15 protein-coding genes are annotated in these 18663 nt (G+C 43.8%); 8 read left to right on the top strand and 7 right to left on the bottom strand.

Translation table 11 applies throughout. The features are described 5' to 3' along the window. Positions 1 to 201 precede the first annotated feature (201 nt). On the bottom strand, positions 202 to 1869 hold the full coding sequence (locus E4665_RS17170) for an L-lactate permease (RefSeq protein ID WP_135350032.1): 1668 nt from the start codon (positions 1867 to 1869) through the stop codon (positions 202 to 204). A gap of 218 nt (positions 1870 to 2087) precedes the next feature. Here E4665_RS17170 and E4665_RS17165 point away from each other — a divergent pair, with 218 nt between their 5' ends. Together E4665_RS17165 and E4665_RS17160 are read left to right on the top strand one after the other, a co-directional pair. Further along, positions 2088 to 2711, top strand: coding sequence for a class I SAM-dependent methyltransferase (locus E4665_RS17165; protein WP_135350031.1), 624 nt, complete (start codon positions 2088 to 2090; stop codon positions 2709 to 2711). Between the two features lie 34 nt (positions 2712 to 2745). Then, positions 2746 to 3477: an SOS response-associated peptidase gene (locus E4665_RS17160; protein ID WP_135350030.1), complete on the top strand. Its 732-nt coding sequence runs from the start codon at positions 2746 to 2748 to the stop codon at positions 3475 to 3477. Between the two features lie 121 nt (positions 3478 to 3598). On the opposite strand, the gene E4665_RS17155 is transcribed toward E4665_RS17160, so the two are convergent. After that, on the bottom strand, positions 3599 to 4399 hold the full coding sequence (locus tag E4665_RS17155) for a helix-turn-helix transcriptional regulator (RefSeq protein ID WP_135350029.1): 801 nt from the start codon (positions 4397 to 4399) through the stop codon (positions 3599 to 3601). A 147-nt stretch (positions 4400 to 4546) separates the two neighbouring features. Between E4665_RS17155 and E4665_RS17150 the strand changes: the two genes are divergently transcribed. The 4 genes from E4665_RS17150 to E4665_RS17135 all read left to right on the top strand — a co-directional run bounded on the left by E4665_RS17150 (position 4547) and on the right by E4665_RS17135 (position 10267). Beyond that, positions 4547 to 5785, top strand: a complete 1239-nt coding sequence (locus E4665_RS17150) for an extracellular solute-binding protein (protein WP_135350028.1) — start codon at positions 4547 to 4549, stop codon at positions 5783 to 5785. A 109-nt stretch (positions 5786 to 5894) separates the two neighbouring features. Continuing rightward, positions 5895 to 7109 (top strand): carbohydrate ABC transporter permease, encoded by a 1215-nt coding sequence (locus E4665_RS17145; protein WP_135350027.1) that lies wholly within the window; start codon positions 5895 to 5897, stop codon positions 7107 to 7109. Positions 7110 to 7121: 12 nt separating this feature from the next. Then, positions 7122 to 7955 (top strand): carbohydrate ABC transporter permease, encoded by an 834-nt coding sequence (locus E4665_RS17140; RefSeq protein WP_135350026.1) that lies wholly within the window; start codon positions 7122 to 7124, stop codon positions 7953 to 7955. A 20-nt stretch (positions 7956 to 7975) separates the two neighbouring features. Then, complete coding sequence (locus E4665_RS17135) at positions 7976 to 10267, top strand: glycoside hydrolase family 65 protein (RefSeq protein ID WP_135350025.1); 2292 nt, start codon at positions 7976 to 7978, stop codon at positions 10265 to 10267. Between the two features lie 214 nt (positions 10268 to 10481). Here the strand turns inward: E4665_RS17135 and htpG are convergent, their stop codons facing one another. Then, positions 10482 to 12365 (bottom strand): molecular chaperone HtpG, encoded by a 1884-nt coding sequence (htpG, locus tag E4665_RS17130; RefSeq protein WP_135350024.1) that lies wholly within the window; start codon positions 12363 to 12365, stop codon positions 10482 to 10484. Between the two features lie 273 nt (positions 12366 to 12638). Between htpG and E4665_RS17125 the strand changes: the two genes are divergently transcribed. Continuing rightward, on the top strand, positions 12639 to 13289 hold the full coding sequence (locus tag E4665_RS17125; RefSeq protein WP_135350023.1) for a histidine phosphatase family protein: 651 nt from the start codon (positions 12639 to 12641) through the stop codon (positions 13287 to 13289). Positions 13290 to 13363: 74 nt separating this feature from the next. Here the strand turns inward: E4665_RS17125 and E4665_RS17120 are convergent, their stop codons facing one another. From E4665_RS17120 to E4665_RS17105, 4 genes are all read right to left on the bottom strand, one after another. Beyond that, positions 13364 to 13819: a GNAT family N-acetyltransferase gene (locus tag E4665_RS17120; RefSeq protein WP_135350022.1), complete on the bottom strand. Its 456-nt coding sequence runs from the start codon at positions 13817 to 13819 to the stop codon at positions 13364 to 13366. A 663-nt stretch (positions 13820 to 14482) separates the two neighbouring features. After that, the gene (locus E4665_RS17115) at positions 14483 to 15331 is read right to left on the bottom strand and encodes an ornithine carbamoyltransferase (protein WP_135350021.1); all 849 of its coding nucleotides are present in this window, start codon (positions 15329 to 15331) and stop codon (positions 14483 to 14485) included. 269 nt (positions 15332 to 15600) lie between these two features. Beyond that, positions 15601 to 16074 (bottom strand): MFS transporter, encoded by a 474-nt coding sequence (locus tag E4665_RS17110; RefSeq protein WP_135350020.1) that lies wholly within the window; start codon positions 16072 to 16074, stop codon positions 15601 to 15603. Beyond that, complete coding sequence (locus E4665_RS17105) at positions 16055 to 16831, bottom strand: MFS transporter (protein ID WP_135350019.1); 777 nt, start codon at positions 16829 to 16831, stop codon at positions 16055 to 16057. The genes E4665_RS17110 and E4665_RS17105 overlap by 20 nt, the downstream gene beginning before the upstream one ends. Positions 16832 to 17237: 406 nt before the next feature. Between E4665_RS17105 and E4665_RS17100 the strand changes: the two genes are divergently transcribed. Then, positions 17238 to 18395 carry an RNA-guided endonuclease TnpB family protein gene (locus E4665_RS17100; RefSeq protein WP_135350018.1) on the top strand — a complete coding sequence of 386 codons (1158 nt, stop codon included), beginning with the start codon at positions 17238 to 17240 and terminating at the stop codon, positions 18393 to 18395. The last annotated feature ends 268 nt before the right edge of the window (positions 18396 to 18663 follow it).

Below are 18663 nucleotides of genomic sequence, written 5' to 3'. Positions count from 1 at the left end.
TTTGCCTCCGGCTTCCTTCAGATTCCACCTCACGATGGACACCCTTGCCTTCAGCTAACAGTTCCTACTGCCAAGCCTGTAGCGGACTTTCACCGCCAAGCTGTCGTCCATGCCGGGCGCACAAGAAGAAACGCCGCTGATCAAATAAGCGGCGTTTCCTGAGATTGATTCGTTTCATTTGTCCCACGTTTCCAACCAGAATTAAGGAATCATCCACTGGAAAACATAGGCTTGGAGCAGCGTGATCACACCAATGATTGCAAGGAAAAACAAACTGTGCTTGATCGTGAACAGGAACAGGCTGCCCTCTTTGCCCACTTGTCCTGTGGCAGCTGTCGCCACGGCAATGGATTGTGGGGAGATCATTTTTGCGGCAACACCGCCAGACGAGTTGGCGGCGACAAGCAGTGTCGGATCAACACCAATTTGATGTCCGGTAATCTTCTGCAGGTTTGAAAAAAGTGCGTTTGAAGATGTGTCCGATCCGGTTAGGAAAACACCCAACCAGCCGATAATCGGCGCGACAAATGGGAAAACGGTGCCAGTTGACGCAAGACCAAGACCCAATGTCGCACTCATTCCTGAATAATTGTCGATATAAGCGAAGCCCAGAACTGAAGCGATCATGATTAAAGGAAAAGTTAGTGACTTCAGCGTTGCACCAAACGTTTGCACCCACTGTTTCCAAGAAAGCTGAAGAATAAATTTACTAATGATGCAGGCGACCATGATTGAACTTCCGGTGGCGGCAAGCGGGTCGAATTTATAAATAGCGGCATAGGGCGTCACCTGGTTCACGATCGGCATCGCTTTATCCACCATTCCGTTCAAACCGGGTACCGGAATCAGCATGGTCAGCTTGCCGAGCGCATTTTTTACTGCATCCGATCCACCCCAGAGACAAATGACTACGACTAGGACTGCGAATGGTGCCCATGCCTGCAGGACTCTGCCCAGTGGATGGTGCTCAGTTTTATCCAGTGCAGCTGCCTGCTCTGGCAGACCTCCAAATGACGAAGATAGGACAGGTTTCTCATCCTTGAACCGGAAGATTGTCTTTGGTTTCCATACTTTAAGGAAAGCAGTCAGAGCGACCATGCTGACAATAGCAGAAGCAATATCCGGCAATTCTGGCCCGAGATAGTTGGAAGTAAAATATTGTGTGACTGCGAATGAGACACCGCAGACAAGAATCGCAGGTAAAACCTCGATTGTTTTCTTCCATCCGGCAATGATAAAAACGAGCCAGAACGGGACAAAAATGGACAAAAACGGAACCTGCCGTCCGACCATCTGGCTTAGCGAGTGAACATCAATGCCGGTAACCTGTGCAGAGGTCAGGATCGGTATGCCGACCCCACCAAAGGCAACCGGAGCCGTATTGGCGATCAGGCAGAGCCCTGCCGCGTAAAATGGGTTGAATCCGAGCCCAGCCAGCAAACCTCCGGCAATCGCAACAGGCGTACCATATCCAGCTGTCCCCTCAAGAAAAGCACCGAATGAGAAGGCAATCAGAAGAGCCTGAAGACGACGGTCTTCCGTCACTGATGCGATTGAATCGCGGATCAGTCCGAAGTGTCCGGATGCAACGGTCAGTTTGTACAAAAAAACGGCTGTCACAATAATCCAACCGATTGGCCAGAGCCCCTGAAACGCCCCGTAAATCGTTGCAGATACAGCGGGAACAACGGGCATTCTGTAGACAATAATCGCTTCAAAAACAGCAATGAGCACAGTGCACAATCCTGCCAGATGTCCTTTCATCTTTTTAATTGCCAAAGCCCAGAAGAAAAAAGCGATGGGAACACAGGCCACAAGAAATGAGAGCAGCATGTTTCCAAAAGGGTTGTAGTTTTGCACCCAATGCATGTTTCAAAAACCTCTTTTCTGAATGAATTCGAAAAACAGTATAAATAAATGAGAAACTCTGTAAGCGCTATCATTATAGCATCTCCCACTCAATATGTGAACATTTTGTGAACATATTTTTATCGACAAATCTTGCTTCCATTTTCAATATCGTATGGTATGACTTCCCTCGTTATTAAGTTATGATATAAAAAAGCACGTTGGAGGGATCCGTCAGAATGGTTGATTTGAACCGGGCGATTCAGAAAAGGTATGACCGGGTATCAGGGATCTACAATTCCATGGATCGGATGATCAAGGACGATTGGCGCCGGGCTCTCCTCTCTTCTATACATGGTAAAGTACTTGAAGTCGGCATTGGAACAGGTGCCAATCTCCCCTTTTACCCTTCAGATACTGAAGTGACAGGCATTGATTTCAGTCTAGGTATGCTCAATCAGGCACGGAAGAAACTTCAGAGATTGAATGCGGAGAATCATATCTATTTAACGGAGATGGATATTCAGGAACTGGATTTCCCCGGGAACACATTTGATTTTATCGTCTCTACTTGCGTATTCTGTTCTGTACCTGATCCTATTCAAGGTCTCAGGGAAATTCGCCGTGTGTGCAAACCTGATGGGAAAGTTCTGATGCTGGAACATATGCGCAGTGAAAATCCAATTGCCGGGCTGATCATGGACATGCTGAATCCTCTGACAGTCCGGCTATGGGGCGCAAATATTAACCGGCGAACCCTGGATAATATAAGAAAGGCCGGTTTGGTTATTGATAAGAATGAAACTCTGTATGGAACGATCATGAGAAAATTGATTGTACGGCCGGGCGTAGCCTCTGCCTAAACTTATAGTTAACTGTCGGTCGAGGTGAGTAAAAATGTGTGGCAGATTTACGCGGATTGTACCGCTTGTATCAATTATGACCCGATTCGCTATTTCGAATCAGGTCAATGAGAAAGAGTATAAATCAAGTTATAATGTCGCTCCCGGACAAAATATTAACGCCATTATTAACGATGGCCGACATAATCGCTTTGGGCAGCTCCGTTGGGGGCTCATCCCTTCCTGGGCAAAAGATCCCAAGATAGGTAACAAACTGATCAACGCACGTGCCGAGACGATTGCAGTTAAAGCCAGCTTTCGTAAAGCTTTCTTAAAAAGGCGTTGTCTGCTTCCCGCAGACGGTTTCTACGAATGGAAGCACGATAGCGAAAATAAGAAAATGAAAACACCGATGCGTTTCCAACTGAAATCTGGAGAACTCTTTGCTCTGGCCGGAATCTGGGAATCCTGGACGGCACCTGACGGGCACAAAATTTTCACATGTGCCATTATTACAACTGAAGCAAATGAATTGATGGCTCCGATTCATAATCGGATGCCTGTGATTCTGAGAAAAGAAGATGAAAAATTCTGGCTTGATCCTTCGAACCATGACAGAGAAGCCCTAAGCAAATTGCTCATACCTTATCCATCAGAAGAAATGGCAGCCTATCAGGTTTCGGAAGATGTTAATTCTGTGAAGAATGACGGACCCCATCTTATTGAGGAAGTCAGGCGAGACAGTGTAGATCCTATTCAGCACGATGAAGAAAAGGATCACCTATGACCTGCTCCTCTCTATCCTAAATACGTGGGCGTCTATCAAGCTTATCTATGCGACGCAAAAATCCAAACGACCAGAATTCCGATTTACGTTATTGTTTATCGTTTTTTCAAACTGTTAGTGACTATATCCACACCTCCTTTTCAATGCTTTGTTGATGAGTTCTTGATATTTTCGCTTTCCCTCCTCTGTGTTCCCTATATTCTGTCGGTGTCACACCGCAGTATTTTCGGAACAAAGAGGAGTAATAGCTCTGGTTACAAAAGTGAAATAAAAGCGCGATTTCGGAAACGCTGCTATTTGTGTGGACGAGAAAATAAAGGGATTCCTCCACTCGTTCCCGGTTAATGAACTCAGTCAGAGAGCAACCTACTTCCTTTTTAAAGAGATGGGACAGGTAATTCGGATTGAGGTAAACGTGTTCGGCCAGATCATGAATTGAGAAATCCTGCAAAACTTTTTCATGAATATACTCTACAGTCATCTGAACAGGATGACTGTAGCTGTGGAGTTGACTCAGAACGTCTTTCAGCTTTCGTACAAAACCCTGAAGCATCGTGTATTCAAAAGCCAGTAACTCTTTGCGGTTGTCAATCTTTTCAATCTCAAGAATGTTGGCATCGCTGAAATTAAATGCCACTTCAGGGGGCACGCCACCCTCGATTACAGCGCGGGTGAGCAAAGTGCACGAGCAGATAAGGGAATTCTTAAGGGATCGCACGGGTTCTTCAGACAGCATGGCACGTTCAAGCTGATTGATTTTTTCCAATAGATCGTAAGCGGTTTCAAAATTTCCTGCGCTTACAGCCTTAAGAAGGCGTGTTTCAATAATGTATGGCGGATGTAGAAAGTATTCCCTCTGCTCATCAATTCTGTGCTTCAGAAAGTGCCGGATGATGCCCGGATCAATTGAAATCGGCCTCATAAAAAATTCATCTCCGTCCCACTGAATATATTTAATAACATTCCAACCTTTCTAATATCATTCTACTATGCGGTCATGTAAAATCAAACTGTGATGTATAACACAATTGGATGTCATATGTCACATCTACTAAAAGGGGGCATCTTCATGTCAAAAAGATTAATGGCTATTTTGGCAGCGCTTACACTAATGATTGGATTGCTGGCGGGCTGCGGTCAGGCAAAATCAGGATCCGGAAATTCCGGACCTGCAAAGAAAACGATTTTGAAATTCGCGGCGCAAGCCGATAACACCCCTGCTACAAAAGCTTTAATCTCTGCCTATAACAAACAGTCGAAAAAATACAAAGTTGAATGGACACAAATGACGAACGACTCGGCTCAGATGCACGATCAGCTGCTGACTTCACTGTCCAGCGGATCCAGCGAATATGATGTGATTTCAATGGATGTTGTCTGGGCGGGTGAATTTGCCGGTGGCGGCTATCTCCAGCCACTTGACAGTCTGATGATGAAAGCTGGTCTAAATAAGGATCAGTTCAATGCAGGATCAATGGCATCAGGCAATGTTGAAGGCAAGCAGTTTACACTTCCCTTCTTCCCGGATGTCGGCCTCCTTTATTTCCGCAAGGACATCGTCAGTTCAGCTGATGCGGCTAAGCTTGTCAGTGGTAACTATACGTATAAAGATCTTGGAACAATGGCGGCAAAATATGCCGGAAAAGGTGGAACGACGACAGGTTTCGTGTATCAGTCCAAACAGTATGAAGGCCTGACTGTAAACCTGACTGAATTCTCCAATTCGTATAAGGATATCAAGGGTGGCCTTCAGACAATGCATAACTTCACAACCGCGTCCTCATCTCCGAAAGATTTGTTGAATTATATGGAAGCGGAAACGGCGACGAGCTTCATTCAGGGCAGCTCCGTATTCGCACGTAACTGGCCTTATCAGTATGGGACGATTAAAGCCAAGGGCGACGGGGTGAAAATTAACGTCAGCCAAGTTGGCATCGCTCCGCTTCCGAACGGCGGATCCGTCGGCGGGTGGCTGCTCGGTATTAACAAAAATTCCAAGAATTCAGCCGGTGCTTGGGATTTTGTCAAGTATGTCTCTGGTCCGGAAGGTCAGAAGATTCTTTCAACAGAAGGCGGCTACCTTCCAGGCTATAATGCGTTACTAAAGGATACAGGAGTACAGAAAGCAAATCCGCTCCTTACAGATGCCGGTTTCCAAAAAGCACTTTCGACAACGATTGCCCGTCCGGTTTCACCGAAGTACAGCAAGGTTTCCGATACAATCCAGATCGCCGCACACAAGTATTTGAGCACAGGAACAGGCCTTGATAATGCAGTTAAAACGATCCAGTCTGCAATCGGAAAATAAGTCGGGAACAACTGAATATTTGAAATTCATGAGGCTCTAATGGAAATTAGAGCCTTTTAAAAAAACTGCTTCAAAAGACTCTCAGCGGTATGGAAAAGAGGGTTTCATTATGAAAAAGAGTGGCTGGCAACCTTTGTGGTTTATCCTCCCCACACTGATTTTTATCGCTGTTTTTTCGCTCTGGCCGATTATTCAGTCTTTCACCTATACATTTTTTGATTACCAGCTGAATAATCAGCAAAAATCCGGGCTCTATCTCAGCGACCGATATAACTATGATCTCTTCAATGAAACACAGACTTATGTGAAGCTGTTCATGACCGAGGACCGTTCTCATATAACGAATCCTGCCGATCAGAATCGGGTCGATAAAGTCTTGAGTCAGGTCGACAAAGCGCAGCAGGAATTCAAAGGTAAGACGAAGATTCAGAAAATCAGCAATTCCGAGAAACGGGATATAACGAAGCTTTACCAGAATGTTTCTTCGGTTATAAACCAAATCAATGCCAAATATAAAACACCCAATGGAAAAAATTTGACCCAGGTTATCAAAGGTTATAAACAAAGCTTTATTCAGTCGAATTTTATCGGTTTAAAGGGCTATGCGCAGGCACTTACTGACGCGCGGCTCGGCAACGCGCTCTGGAAGACCACATTATTCACGGTCGTTTCGGTTTTCATCGAATTTGTGCTCGGATTGTTCCTCGCGATGATTATGAATAAAGCTATCCGCGGCCAGGGTATCATCCGGACCACTTCACTAATTCCTTGGGCGATTCCGACCGCGGTCGCCGCGCTCATGTGGAGTTATCTGTATGACGGGTCAAGCGGAATCATCGCTAACTTTTTCCATAGCATTGGGCTGATCGGTAATCCCAGCGACCTGCTTTTGTCTGAAACTGGTGCCATGATTTCGACGATCATTGCTGATGTGTGGAAAACGACACCCTATATGGCGATTCTGCTTCTCGCAGGATTGCAGAACATTCCCGAAAGCATTTATGAGGCAGCGGATATTGACGGAGCAAGCCGCGTTCAGCGGTTTTTCAGGGTCACACTACCGATGCTCAAGCCGGCGATTCTGGTCGCCCTGCTCTTCCGGACACTGGACGCGTTCCGGGTATTCGACCTGATTTATGTTCTGACAAACGGAGGACCTGGTGGCGCTACAGAGACTCTGTCCCTGTATTCCTACAAGACCATGTTCGGACAGACGAATTTCGGGTACGGATCAGTGATTGTTATGGTGATGTTTGTTTGCGTCGCCGTGATTGCAACGATTTTTGTTAAAGTACTCGGCACAAATCTTATGGACAAGAACTAGGATGTGAGAATAATGACAAAATCAAAGCATCAATGGAATATTCTCGTCGGCGCGCTGATCCTGGTGTTTCTATTTGGCATGATCTTTCCTTTTTTCTGGATCCTGATCACATCCTTCAAGCCGGATGGAGAAGTCTTCGGCAATGGTGCTTTCCGCATTTTTGCACAGCATCCGACGCTCCATGCCTACTATGAGGTTCTTTTCAATAAAGACATCTTAGTATCGGTAAAAAACAGCTTTATAGTAGCAACGACAACCACCGTTTATATCATTGTCATTGCCACACTGGCGGCGTACGCGATCTCGCGCTTTCATTTCTGGGGGAAAAATTTACTTTTGGGGCTCATTCTCGCTGTTTCTATGTTCCCACAGATGATCGTTGTCGGACCCGTCTATAACATGTTTCTCCATCTCCACCTGACGAACAGTTACGCTGTTGTTCTGCCTTACTCGACGATCACCTTGCCGATCGCGGTCTGGATCCTGGTCACTCATTTCAACGAAATTCCCCTTGCGCTTGAAGAATCGGCAAAAATCGACGGGGCCACACCGATCCAGATTTTATATAAGATCGTTTTTCCGCTAGCAGCTCCCGGCGTGTTTACGACCGCGATTATTGTCTTCATTGCCGCTTGGAATGAATTTTTGCTGACGATCACCTTAAACTCGGATGCCGATTACCACACTGTTCCGGTGGCGATCTCTTTCCTCCGCACACAATTCCAGATTCTGTGGAGCGAGGTTTCAGCGGCAACGATCATTGTCACAATACCGACTCTGATCATTGTGCTGCTATTCCAGAAAAAGATTGTTTCCGGACTGACAAGCGGTGGTGTCAAAGAATAAACGACAAGGAGAATCAGAGAATGAACTGGCAGATGTCAGATGAATCCCTTAATCAAAAACAGCTTCTGGTCGACGAAAGCCTCTTTGCTTTGGGTAACGGCTACCTTGGTGTGCGCGGAAATTTTGAAGAAGGCTATCCGGAGAACTATCAGACAATCAGAGGGGCCTATGTTAACGCTTTTTATGATCAGGCAACGATCAATTACGGTGAAAAGGCATTTGGCTATCCGGAAACAAAGCAAAAGATCATGAACGTCATCGATGCACAGAGCATTCAGATTTTTTTGGGTGATGACGCGGAACCTTTTTCCCTTTTTACCGGCGAAATCCTGTCGTACTCGCGAAAACTTTACTTTGATCAGGGATTTTCGGAACGGAAAATTTATTGGCGTTCGCCGACAGGCAAAGAAATTAAGCTAAAATTTCACCGCCTTGTATCCTTTGTCCATCGTGAACTTTTCGCGATGGAACTCACTGTGGAACCCGTCACTTTCAACGGTAAAATTTCAATCGTTTCCACGATTGATGGAGCGATCCATAATTTTTCCGATCAGAATGATTCGCGTGTCGCCTCCGCCGATGAAACAGGATTGGATGTGATCTCCAGCAGAACTGAAGGTGATCACAGCATTGTACTTGATCAAACGCACACGTCGGGACTTCAGGTTGCCTGCGTCAGCTCGCTTGAGTCCTCCGTTCCCAGCACAAAACGCGTGGATTCTTCAAAAGAATCAGTGGATACAACACTTTCTTTTGAACTGACACAGCCGGTGACCATAACAAAACGAAGCATCTATACCGATACGCGCCGTCATGGGGAACATCCGGATGAAAAAGGGGTCGCAATACTCAAGGAGCTCCGGGAAAATACTTTTTCGGAGATGCTTGAGAAGCAGCATCTCTATCTGAACGACTTCTGGAAAACGGCAGATATAATTGTTGAAGGCGACAGCCTGATGCAGGAAGGAATTCGGTTCAACCTCTTTCATCTCCTTCAGTCTGCCGGCAGAGATAAGTTCAGCAGTATTGCCGCGAAAGGACTTTCCGGGGAAGGCTATGAAGGGCATTTCTTCTGGGATACTGAAATTTTCATGCTTCCTTTCTTCACGCTGACGAATCCGGATCTGGCACGGCATCTGCTGCGGTACCGTTACACGACTCTAGAATACGCCCTCGCGCGAGCCAGAGCAATGGGCCATCAAAAAGGCGCACTCTTCGCCTGGCGAACGATTACCGGCGCGGAATGCTCGGCCTTTTTTCCTGCAGGTACTGCGCAATACCATATCAGTGCGGATATTGCCTATAGCTGTGTCCAGTACTATCTGGCGACCGGTGATTTGGATTTTATAAAGAAGTATGGGTTTGAGATTATAGCAGAGACAGCCCGTCTCTGGATCGAAGTCGGCCATTACAGCGACGGGTATTTCAGAATAGATGATGTGACCGGTCCGGATGAATACACAGCCATTGTGAACAATAATTATTACACGAACGTTATGGCTAAGTTTAATCTGATGTGGGCGGCAAAAACTTACCATCTTTTAAAAATGGATGATCCGGGTCTGCTTCAAGAATTAGCTGACCGGCTGCAGCTGTCCGATGATGAAGCCGGTGACTGGAACAAAGCTTCGAAGGCCATGTATCTGCCTTATGACGGGAAACTGAAGATTAATCCACAGGACGATACTTTTCTTCAGAAGAAAGTGTGGGATTTTGAGAACACGCCGAAGGATCACTACCCCCTCCTTCTGCACTATCATCCACTGACGATTTACCGTTGCCAGGTCTGCAAACAGGCCGACACGGTACTTGCCCACTTTCTGCTCGAAGAGGAGCAGGATCTGGAGACGATTCGTCATTCTTATGATTATTATGAAAAAATTACGACGCACGATTCATCGTTGTCCACCTGCATCTTCAGTATCATGGCCTCCCGGCTAGGCAATTTTGAAAAGGCCTATCACTACTTTTCTGTTGCTGCCCGGATTGACGCCGACAATACGCAGGGTAATACGAAAGACGGGCTACATCTGGCGAATATGGGTGGCACATGGATGGCTGTCGTTTTCGGATTTGCCGGCGTCCGGATTAAAGAACACGGACTGACGCTGAGGCCTTCCATTCCGGAAAAATGGAATCGTTATGCTTTTCATATTGCCTATAGAGGCACTATTTTAGCTGTTGAAATTAACAGGGATTCTGTGAATCTGAGTCTTGAAAAAGGTGAAAAAATCCAGGTGCAAATCTACGATCATGCACAGACGATTTTCGCGGATCATCCAATCACTATCGCTTTGGAAAAAAATTTTTAACTGACTAAATGTAAAAAACTCGCTGTTTCCGATTTTTAAGAAACAGCGGGTTTTTTAGATACGGCTTTGTTAATCTTAATTGTTGTTTTCCACTCCAGGCGCTCACTTTCCGCGGGCGATCCGCTTCAATCCATAGAGCAGCAAAATCCACATTAAATTTTAACTTAGCCTAAAGATAAGAATTGTTCATTGCAGGGATCAAGTTCAAAATAGTTCAGCTCATCAGCTGGCAGATATCGTTTGCGAAAGCGACCGGATCCTGAACCTGAAGTCCTTCGACGAGCAGAGCCTGGTTGTACAACAGATTCGTGTAGAGGCTGACCTTCTTCTCATCGTTTAGATCGAATGCCGCCTTCAGCGCTTTGAAGACTTCGTGATTCGTGTTCAATTCAAGTATTTTATCTGCCTTGACCTGCTCATTGTTCGGCATCTGATTGAGTACTTTTTCCATCTCGATCGATACTTCGCCTTCTGTCGCAAAGCAAACCGGATGGGTTTTAAGTCGCTTTGACGCACGAACTTCCTTGACCTTGTCGGAAAGGATATCCTTCATCTTTTCAAAGAGACCCTTGTTTGCTTCTTCCTCAACCTTGCTTTCCTTCTTCTCTTCTTCACTTTCGAGTCCGAGATCACTGCTGGATACCGATTTGAAATCTTTTTCTTTATATTTCATCAGCATTTTAATGGCAAATTCATCGACATCATCGGTAAAGTAAAGTATTTCATAGCCCTTATCAGCCACAAGCTCGGTCTGCGGCAATTTTTCGATCTTCTCGTTGGACTGACCAACCGCGTAATAAATGTATTTCTGATCCTCAGGCATTTTGGAGACATACTCGTCAAGTGTGACCATTTTCTTTTCTGTTGATGAGTAGAACATCAGCAGATCCTGAAGTTCCTCTTTGTGCGTGCCATAATCCATATAAGCACCGTATTTCAGCTGACGGCCAAAGGATTTGTAGAACTTTTCATATTTTTCACGGTCATCTTTAAGCAATTTCTCCAGTTCCTTCTGGATCTTATGCTTGATGTTCTTGGCGATCAGCTGTAGCTGCTTGTCCTGCTGTAGAATTTCACGCGAGATATTCAGCGACAAATCTTCGGAATCAACCATGCCTTTGACGAAGCTGAAATAATCGGGCAGGAGATCCGCGCATTTTTCCATGATCAGCACGCCGTTCGAGTACAGTTCCAGACCTTTTTCATATTCCTTTGAATAATAGTCGAACGGAATGTTTTCCGGAATGTACAGGATCGCATGATAACGGACCGTGCCGTCCGCCTGAATGTTGATATACTTCAGCGGTTTGTCATAGCCGTAGTGCTTTTCAGTATAGAAATTCTCATAATCTTCGTCCTTCAGTTCGTTCTTATTTTTGCGCCAGAGCGGAACCATGCTGTTGACGGTCTGCTCTTCTTTAACTTCCTCAAATTCTTTGTCGTTATCTTTCTTCGGTCGGCTTTCCGTCACTTCCATTTTAATCGGATAACGGATAAAATCGGAGTACTTTTTGATGATCTCTTTCAGCCGGTACTCTTCGAGAAAATCACCGTACTTTTCGTCTTCCGTATCTTCCTTCAGCTTCAGAATGACATCGGTTCCGACCGAATCCTTGTCGCATGGTTCGATTGAATAACCGTCCGCACCCTGTGATTCCCATTTGTACGCCTGATCACTGCCCAGCGCTTTTGTAAACACCGTGACAATATCAGCTACCATAAAAGCCGAATAAAAGCCGACACCGAACTGGCCGATAATATCATGGCCGTCCTTGGCTTCATTTTCGTGCTTAAAGTTAAATGACCCACTCTGCGCGATCGTACCGAGGTTATTTTCCAGTTCTTCCTCCGTCATGCCGATGCCGGTGTCTGAAATGGTCAATGTCCGATGATCCTTGTCCGGAGTAATTCGGATATAATAGTCATCCTTATCGAAATTCAGTGAGTCGTCAGCAAGCGCTTTGTAGTAGATTTTATCAATCGCGTCGCTGCTGTTCGAAATAATTTCTCTCAAGAAAATCTCTTTCTGGGAATAAATCGAATGGATCATCATATCCAGCAGTTTTTTCGATTCTGCTTTAAATTCCTTAGTTGGCATTAAACTCTCCCCTTTTCATTAAATCCATTCCATATGTAACACTTATACTGTTTCTGTCATCAGATTAGCACTCATCATGTATGAGTGCTAACACATAATTTTATATATCATTCAAAGGAATTTGTCAAATATGTCCTGCGTTTGAAGTCATACTTACTCGCTAAATTGTACCTAGTAAAACGTTTACACTCATTTCAATCAATGTTACGATGGATCTGTTAATCAATTACATTAATCATAACACGGTTTTAGGTGAATTAGAGGAGGTAGCATATGAAAAATATATACATAGTCAGGCATGGGGAAACAATTCTCAATCTTCTCAACCGCTCTCAGGGCTGGGCGGATTCTCCGCTCACGTGGAAGGGCGAACAGCAGGCTGAAACACTGGGAAAAACGATTAAGGAAACGCCGATCACCTTTGATGCCGCCTATACGAGTGATTCAGGGAGAGCCAGAGAAACAGCGCGGCTGGTCCTGAACTATTCGGAAAATAGTAGTGTCCCTCTAACTGAGACTGAAACTTTGCGTGAAGCGGCGTTCGGCAGTTTTGAAGGCTATAACAACGATGAGATGTGGGAACAGGCCGGTCTGGCTGTCGGCATATCCGGCATGAGCAGGAAATCACCGATTGACCTGAAAATTAAAGCAATCGAAGGCATAAAAAAATCGGATACAATCAACTACGCGGAAGGTTTTGAAGAAGTCAGCAGCAGAATTGAAGACCTTAAGAATCTGATCAGCAGCAGCGAAGCTTCCAGTATTCTATTGGTCAGCCATTCACTGTTAATTTGCTGCATTTTACATGTGCTTTTTCCGGATGGATTGAAAATTGATAAAGTACCAAATGCCAGTGTCACAAAGATCCATTATTCGAAAGAAGCCTTTCATTTGGACTACATTGGGCGAACTGAAGAACTGTGAACGGTTATTGTAGATAAGTCGGGACGCTTTGAATGCGATCCCGATTTTTTATTATAAAAATCTTTTTTCCTCAATCAGTGCCAGTCGTTCAGGCTTTTCTCAAAACAAACTGCTTCAGAACAACCAATGTACTTTCCATAATTATGAATACGAAGGTAAGACTTACTTTTGTAAAATTGAACGGCTTTTTGGTTTATCTGTCTCGTTTCAAGAATTAATTTTTTATACCCCATCTTATGAGCTTCATTCTCCAGATAATCTAATATCTTACTTCCTATTCCTTTTCTCTTTAACTTCGCGTACATACGTTTCACCTCTGCTGTATTTTTATCAATAGGCCGTATGGCTCCGCATCCCACAGCCTCTCCTTGAATATACGCAATGACAAACAATGAGCGCGGCCTGCGCACATCTTCGCTATTAAAAGAATTGCGGCCACTGTCTCCCGTAATCCCTTCCAATATGCTTGAAAGTTCGTTCATTAATACAAGCGCATCTGTAGAGTCTGGCTCTCTTTCAATAATTTCCACTTCATTCGCCTCTTGATGAACAGGTTAATGTTACCGCACCGTTTTGTCTATTACGGATTAAACACGTACCTCGAATCGAGGTAATACTATCTTTTATTCACTACAACCCATTGTTTCAGTTCCAGCTTAAACTTCTCTTTCTTCTCATTGTCACTGAATATTTTCTTTAAATTGTATCTCTTAATAAATCGTCTGAACTTACTATCATTTAAAAGTTTCCGTCCATATTGCCGTTTAAACCACTCCTCTCCCTCAAGGTATTCAAGATTACTCTGTATCCGGTATTGAGAACTGAATAGGAGACTAAAAAAATCTGAGATGAGATTGAAAAGATCCAAAGTGAACACCTTCCTTAAATTTCTCCAATCTATTGATTCTCCCTTTTCTACTTTTTCTACTGGTACAAGCATCTCTTTTTCTAATTAGATCAGTAAATAAATTACTTGATATTTCCAACTGAATGATTACGAATAACAGGGAACGAAAAGGTGACGAGAGTGACCAAAACTTCCATGATTCCCGAGCCAATAAAAATATATTGAGGATGTATTGTCTCCATAAGCCATCCTGCACCAGCCTGTGAAAAAGGCCGCGAAATGGTCATCATCATTTCATTTGCCATTCGTTTCTACAGATGCGACACGAATAATACAATGCGGATATTTAATGCGTCAGACAGTACAAAATGATAGCTTGCTGCACAAATATTAAGTTCTTTTTAAAATCATACCCCACGAAATATTCTGAGGAAACTGCATCATCACTGACTTCTTCATTTCTGAAAAAAGGTGGACAGGGATTTAATAGAGACATGGGTTTTGTTAACCGCATTCTTTCCAGAGTTATTTGATATTTTTTTATGTACTCTTCTGTTTTTAAACTTCTCGGCAAAGAATCTGTTAGAATAACATCACTCACTGGAAGAACAGACTGCAGCTCAGTTTGAAATATATAGTTTTGTGTGTCTTTTCCTAATTCAAATCCTCTCTTGCAAACCTGAATAAAGTTAAGATCCATCACTTTTGCTATTTCCATCCACGTTCTGGAAATATTGCTGGCAGGACCAACAAACGTGTAAACAAGTTCTTTATAATTTAACTTTTTTCTGGTGATTGTGTATAAATCAGTTAGAATTTCACATGGATGATTTTCAGAAGTCATCGCATTAATAATTGGTATCGAAGCATATTTAGACAATTCAATAATCGTAGAAATATCTGTATGGCGAACAATAACCCCATCAGCCCAGTTTTCAATATATTTAATAACGTCCTCTAGCCTTTCCTTCTTGTTGAGCGCTTCTGGAGGGAATATGATGCTCCTTCCCCCCATATCCATAATACCCTTTTCAAAGGTAATTCTTGTTCTAATACTCGATTCTGGAAAGAATAAAATGAACGTCTTCCCATCCAATGAAGGAACGTTTGTATTTCTATTTTTTATATTGTCTGCAAGGTCAAATATTTCATCTATTTGATCATTGGTCAAATCAGCAATTCTCAAGATATTCATTAATGGCTATCCTTTCCGAGATATTCTTCTACTGTAACATGAAGGAGCTAGAATACCAGTTAATCCTTATATCTCTCCATAACAATAATATTGAAACACTGACCGCCTTCAAGAGATTTTATCGTTCTAATAGATACTTTCATTTTAAATCCATGTTTTTTAGAAGGGTTTATCGCTACGGGGTATTAATTTAAGCTTTGAAAACTAGGCTTTATTTCTTGTACTTTTGAAATATATACGGGATGAATTAACAGGTGTCAGTAAATGAATTACTTGATGTTCCCAACTGAATGATTACGGATAACAGGGAACGAAAAGGTGACGAGAGCGACCAAAACTTCCATGATTCCCGAACCAATAAAAATATATTGAGGATGTATCGTCTCCATAAGCCATCCTGCACCAGCCTGTGAAAAAGGCTGCGATATAGTCATCATCAATATCATGACGCTTAAAACCCGTCCAAAAATTCTTTGAGGTATAATCACATGATTAACACTCGGAGCAAGAATATTAATCGCTGCTTCCTCAATACCAATGATTATATAAAATATAAGGATTAGCCACAGATGATTGGATAAACCTATAAAAGACAATGTGATTCCTTGTAAGAATACGGTTAATAAAACCATTGAGGGTCTAGGATTTTTGATAACAATTAATGAAAAAGCAACCGCACCAATGGCGCTTCCTACACCAAGGCTTGTGTTTACTATGCCGTATTCACGAACCCCAAACCCCATATCCCATATCCCTTAGCAGAAAAGGTACAGCCACAACAGTTGCACTGACTGCCGCATTCGTAAAAAATGTTTGCAAAGCCATAACTATAATAATTTTGGTTTTAATAAAGCAATTAAAGCCTTCAAGCAAGCCTAAAAGAATTCCGCCTACGGTCTGATCATTTTTACTTTCAGTTTGACGGAATCTTACGAATAGCAGGAGAATGATTGAAATGATGTATGAAATGCCGTTAGTAAAAATGGCTGTTTGAGGACCTCCCAAATAAAAAAGCCATGCGCCGAGCATTGGCCCAATTATTGTTGACACATTTCCAGTGACCATTAAAATACTCAAGGATTGCGAGTAGTGCCCTTTATCTACTATACGAGTACCAGACGTTATTTCAGCAGGCTCCGCTACTGAATCGACCATTCCAAAAACGACAGCAATGAGGTAAAAAATCCAAATGGGCGGAATACTGTTGAGATTAAGGATGAAGAATAAAAACATCAATACTCCTCTGGCTAAGTCTGAGAAAATCATTAATCGACGAGAGTCCACTTGATCAACAATGACGCCGCCAAACAATATAAATATCGATTTTACGATGCCAAGTATGAACAAGTAACTCCCAACAACTACAGGTGAACCTGTCGACTGAACTAACAGCCAAGTCAACGCAATGACAAACACCGCATCTCCTAATGAGTTTATCCACTGAGATGTTGAGTACAGCAAAAAATTTTTGTTTTTTAAAATTGAAAGATTAATATTCATAGGATTATACCTTTAATGGTACTTTTCAGTAAATGTAATGCATCATTCTCTGTGGCCAATCACCCGTTAACTACATGGTAAACAGGGCTGTGATGCAATTAGGCCCTGCCGTTCAAAAAAAATCTAAAGAGTTGGCTATTACAGACCTCGTCTATTATCTATTATAAACTCCTTCTCAGGTATTTTTTTAACTTTTAAAAAGGGACAAATTTAAAACATGAAAATGTGGCTTACTCATTAAGTTTAAGTAACTTTATTAAGGGTTACCAGCAGAGAAAACTCGTCATTTTAATGACGAGATGAATCTACATCTTGGGCAATCCCGTACTGGCAAGAGATAACCTCTCAATCCCGTGTTGAAATGAGAACAAATGTGCTATAATCATTCCTGAAGGGAGGTGAGCCCATGGTTACGAAGGGTTTGAAATTGAGAATCTATCCCAACAAACAGCAACGCCAGCAATTGGCTCAAAACTTTGGCTGTGTGCGTTTTGTTTGGAATCAGATGCTGGCAATGCTCAATGAGCGGCATGAAAATAATCCCAAGGCTTCTTTTTTGACTGCTTATTCTCTGAATCACTTGCTTCCCTTGCTGAAAAAGGAACATCCCTTTCTTAAAGAAGCGGAGAGCACCAGCTTGCAGGTTACCAATCAGCATTTAATAGACGCCTTTCACGCGTTCTTTAAAAAAGAAAAAGGGCATCCCAAGTTCAAAGCCAAACACGCCTTCAAGCAAAGCTATACCTCGAAATTTGTGAGTGGCAACATCCAGCCCATCGGCCATCATGGGATTCGCCTGCCAAAACTGGGGATCCTTCGCTTTAAAGCAGGACAACAGATCCCTGAAACGATCAAACAAGTCACCCTGAGCCGCACGCCGACAGGGAAATATTTTGCCGTCTTAACCATGGAAGGCGAAAACCAAGCCTTCCCCAAAACTGGCAAAACCGTCGGCTATGATCTAGGCGTAAAAGACCTGCTCGTGGGTTCCGTGGAGGGTCTTCGACGGCCCACCACTCGTTTTGATCAAGGCTTAGCCCGTAAGCTCCGCCTGTGGCAGCGAACATTAGCCCGGCGGCGACGGCTGGCGAAAAAAGCTATTGCATGGGACCACCACCAAAAGCTGCCCGTACCCCGCACCCTGGCGGATTTTAAAAACGTAGCCAAAGCCCGCCTTCAAGTCGCTCTGATTCATGAAAAAATAGCGAACCAGCGGATGGACAAGCTTCATAAATTGACGACCGAATTCGTGAAAACGTATGACCGGATCGCCCTGGAGAACTTGAAAACCAAAAATTTGCTTCGGAATCATACACTCGCCCGGGCGATCGCCAACCAGGCATGGGGCGAGCTCCGGTGGCAGCTCATCTATAAGTGTGCGTGGTACGGTAAAGAACTCAGGCTTGTGAATCCGTACAAAACGTCACAGCTCTGTTCCACGTGCGGGTATGACGATGGGAAGAAGCCCCTCAACGTGAGAGAATGGACCTGCCCACAATGCGGCACGCACCACGACCGGGATGTCAATGCGGCTAAAAATATTGAACGTCTCGCTTTTGGTTAAACAAACAATCTATGGGCTCGGAATGAGCCCTGGTTAACAGCCGTGGCCTCTGCTTTGGTCTTCTCAAAGTAAGCGAGCGGTGTTCCCAGAAGCTTACCATTTCAATGGTGAGTAGTTCACATAGCATTTTCTCGTTCTGGCCAATCGAGTAGGAGGAGATAATTTCTCCGACCTCTCACACCACCGTACGTACGGTTCCGTATACGGCGGTTCAATAGTTTAAGTGTGCACGCTCGAACAGACGGGTAAGATTTTTAAGGCCTGTCTG

Origin of the sequence: Sporolactobacillus shoreae (assembly GCF_004684935.1) — a bacterium.
GTDB lineage: Bacteria > Bacillota > Bacilli > Bacillales > Sporolactobacillaceae > Sporolactobacillus > Sporolactobacillus shoreae.
This window is presented reverse-complemented; position numbering and strand designations above follow the sequence as displayed.

Excerpts from the sequence above, each read along its gene's own strand:
- E4665_RS17170 (WP_135350032.1), bottom strand. The coding sequence starts at position 1,869 with ATGCATTGGGTGCAAAACTACAACCCTTTTGGAAACATGCTGCTCTCA.
- E4665_RS17165 (WP_135350031.1), top strand. The coding sequence starts at position 2,088 with ATGGTTGATTTGAACCGGGCGATTCAGAAAAGGTATGACCGGGTATCA.
- E4665_RS17160 (WP_135350030.1), top strand. The coding sequence starts at position 2,746 with ATGTGTGGCAGATTTACGCGGATTGTACCGCTTGTATCAATTATGACC.
- E4665_RS17155 (WP_135350029.1), bottom strand. The coding sequence starts at position 4,399 with ATGAGGCCGATTTCAATTGATCCGGGCATCATCCGGCACTTTCTGAAG.
- E4665_RS17150 (WP_135350028.1), top strand. The coding sequence starts at position 4,547 with ATGTCAAAAAGATTAATGGCTATTTTGGCAGCGCTTACACTAATGATT.
- E4665_RS17145 (WP_135350027.1), top strand. The coding sequence starts at position 5,895 with ATGAAAAAGAGTGGCTGGCAACCTTTGTGGTTTATCCTCCCCACACTG.
- E4665_RS17140 (WP_135350026.1), top strand. The coding sequence starts at position 7,122 with ATGACAAAATCAAAGCATCAATGGAATATTCTCGTCGGCGCGCTGATC.
- E4665_RS17135 (WP_135350025.1), top strand. The coding sequence starts at position 7,976 with ATGAACTGGCAGATGTCAGATGAATCCCTTAATCAAAAACAGCTTCTG.
- htpG (WP_135350024.1), bottom strand. The coding sequence starts at position 12,365 with ATGCCAACTAAGGAATTTAAAGCAGAATCGAAAAAACTGCTGGATATG.
- E4665_RS17125 (WP_135350023.1), top strand. The coding sequence starts at position 12,639 with ATGAAAAATATATACATAGTCAGGCATGGGGAAACAATTCTCAATCTT.
- E4665_RS17115 (WP_135350021.1), bottom strand. The coding sequence starts at position 15,331 with ATGAATATCTTGAGAATTGCTGATTTGACCAATGATCAAATAGATGAA.
- E4665_RS17110 (WP_135350020.1), bottom strand. The coding sequence starts at position 16,074 with ATGGGGTTTGGGGTTCGTGAATACGGCATAGTAAACACAAGCCTTGGT.
- E4665_RS17105 (WP_135350019.1), bottom strand. The coding sequence starts at position 16,831 with ATGAATATTAATCTTTCAATTTTAAAAAACAAAAATTTTTTGCTGTAC.
- E4665_RS17100 (WP_135350018.1), top strand. The coding sequence starts at position 17,238 with ATGGTTACGAAGGGTTTGAAATTGAGAATCTATCCCAACAAACAGCAA.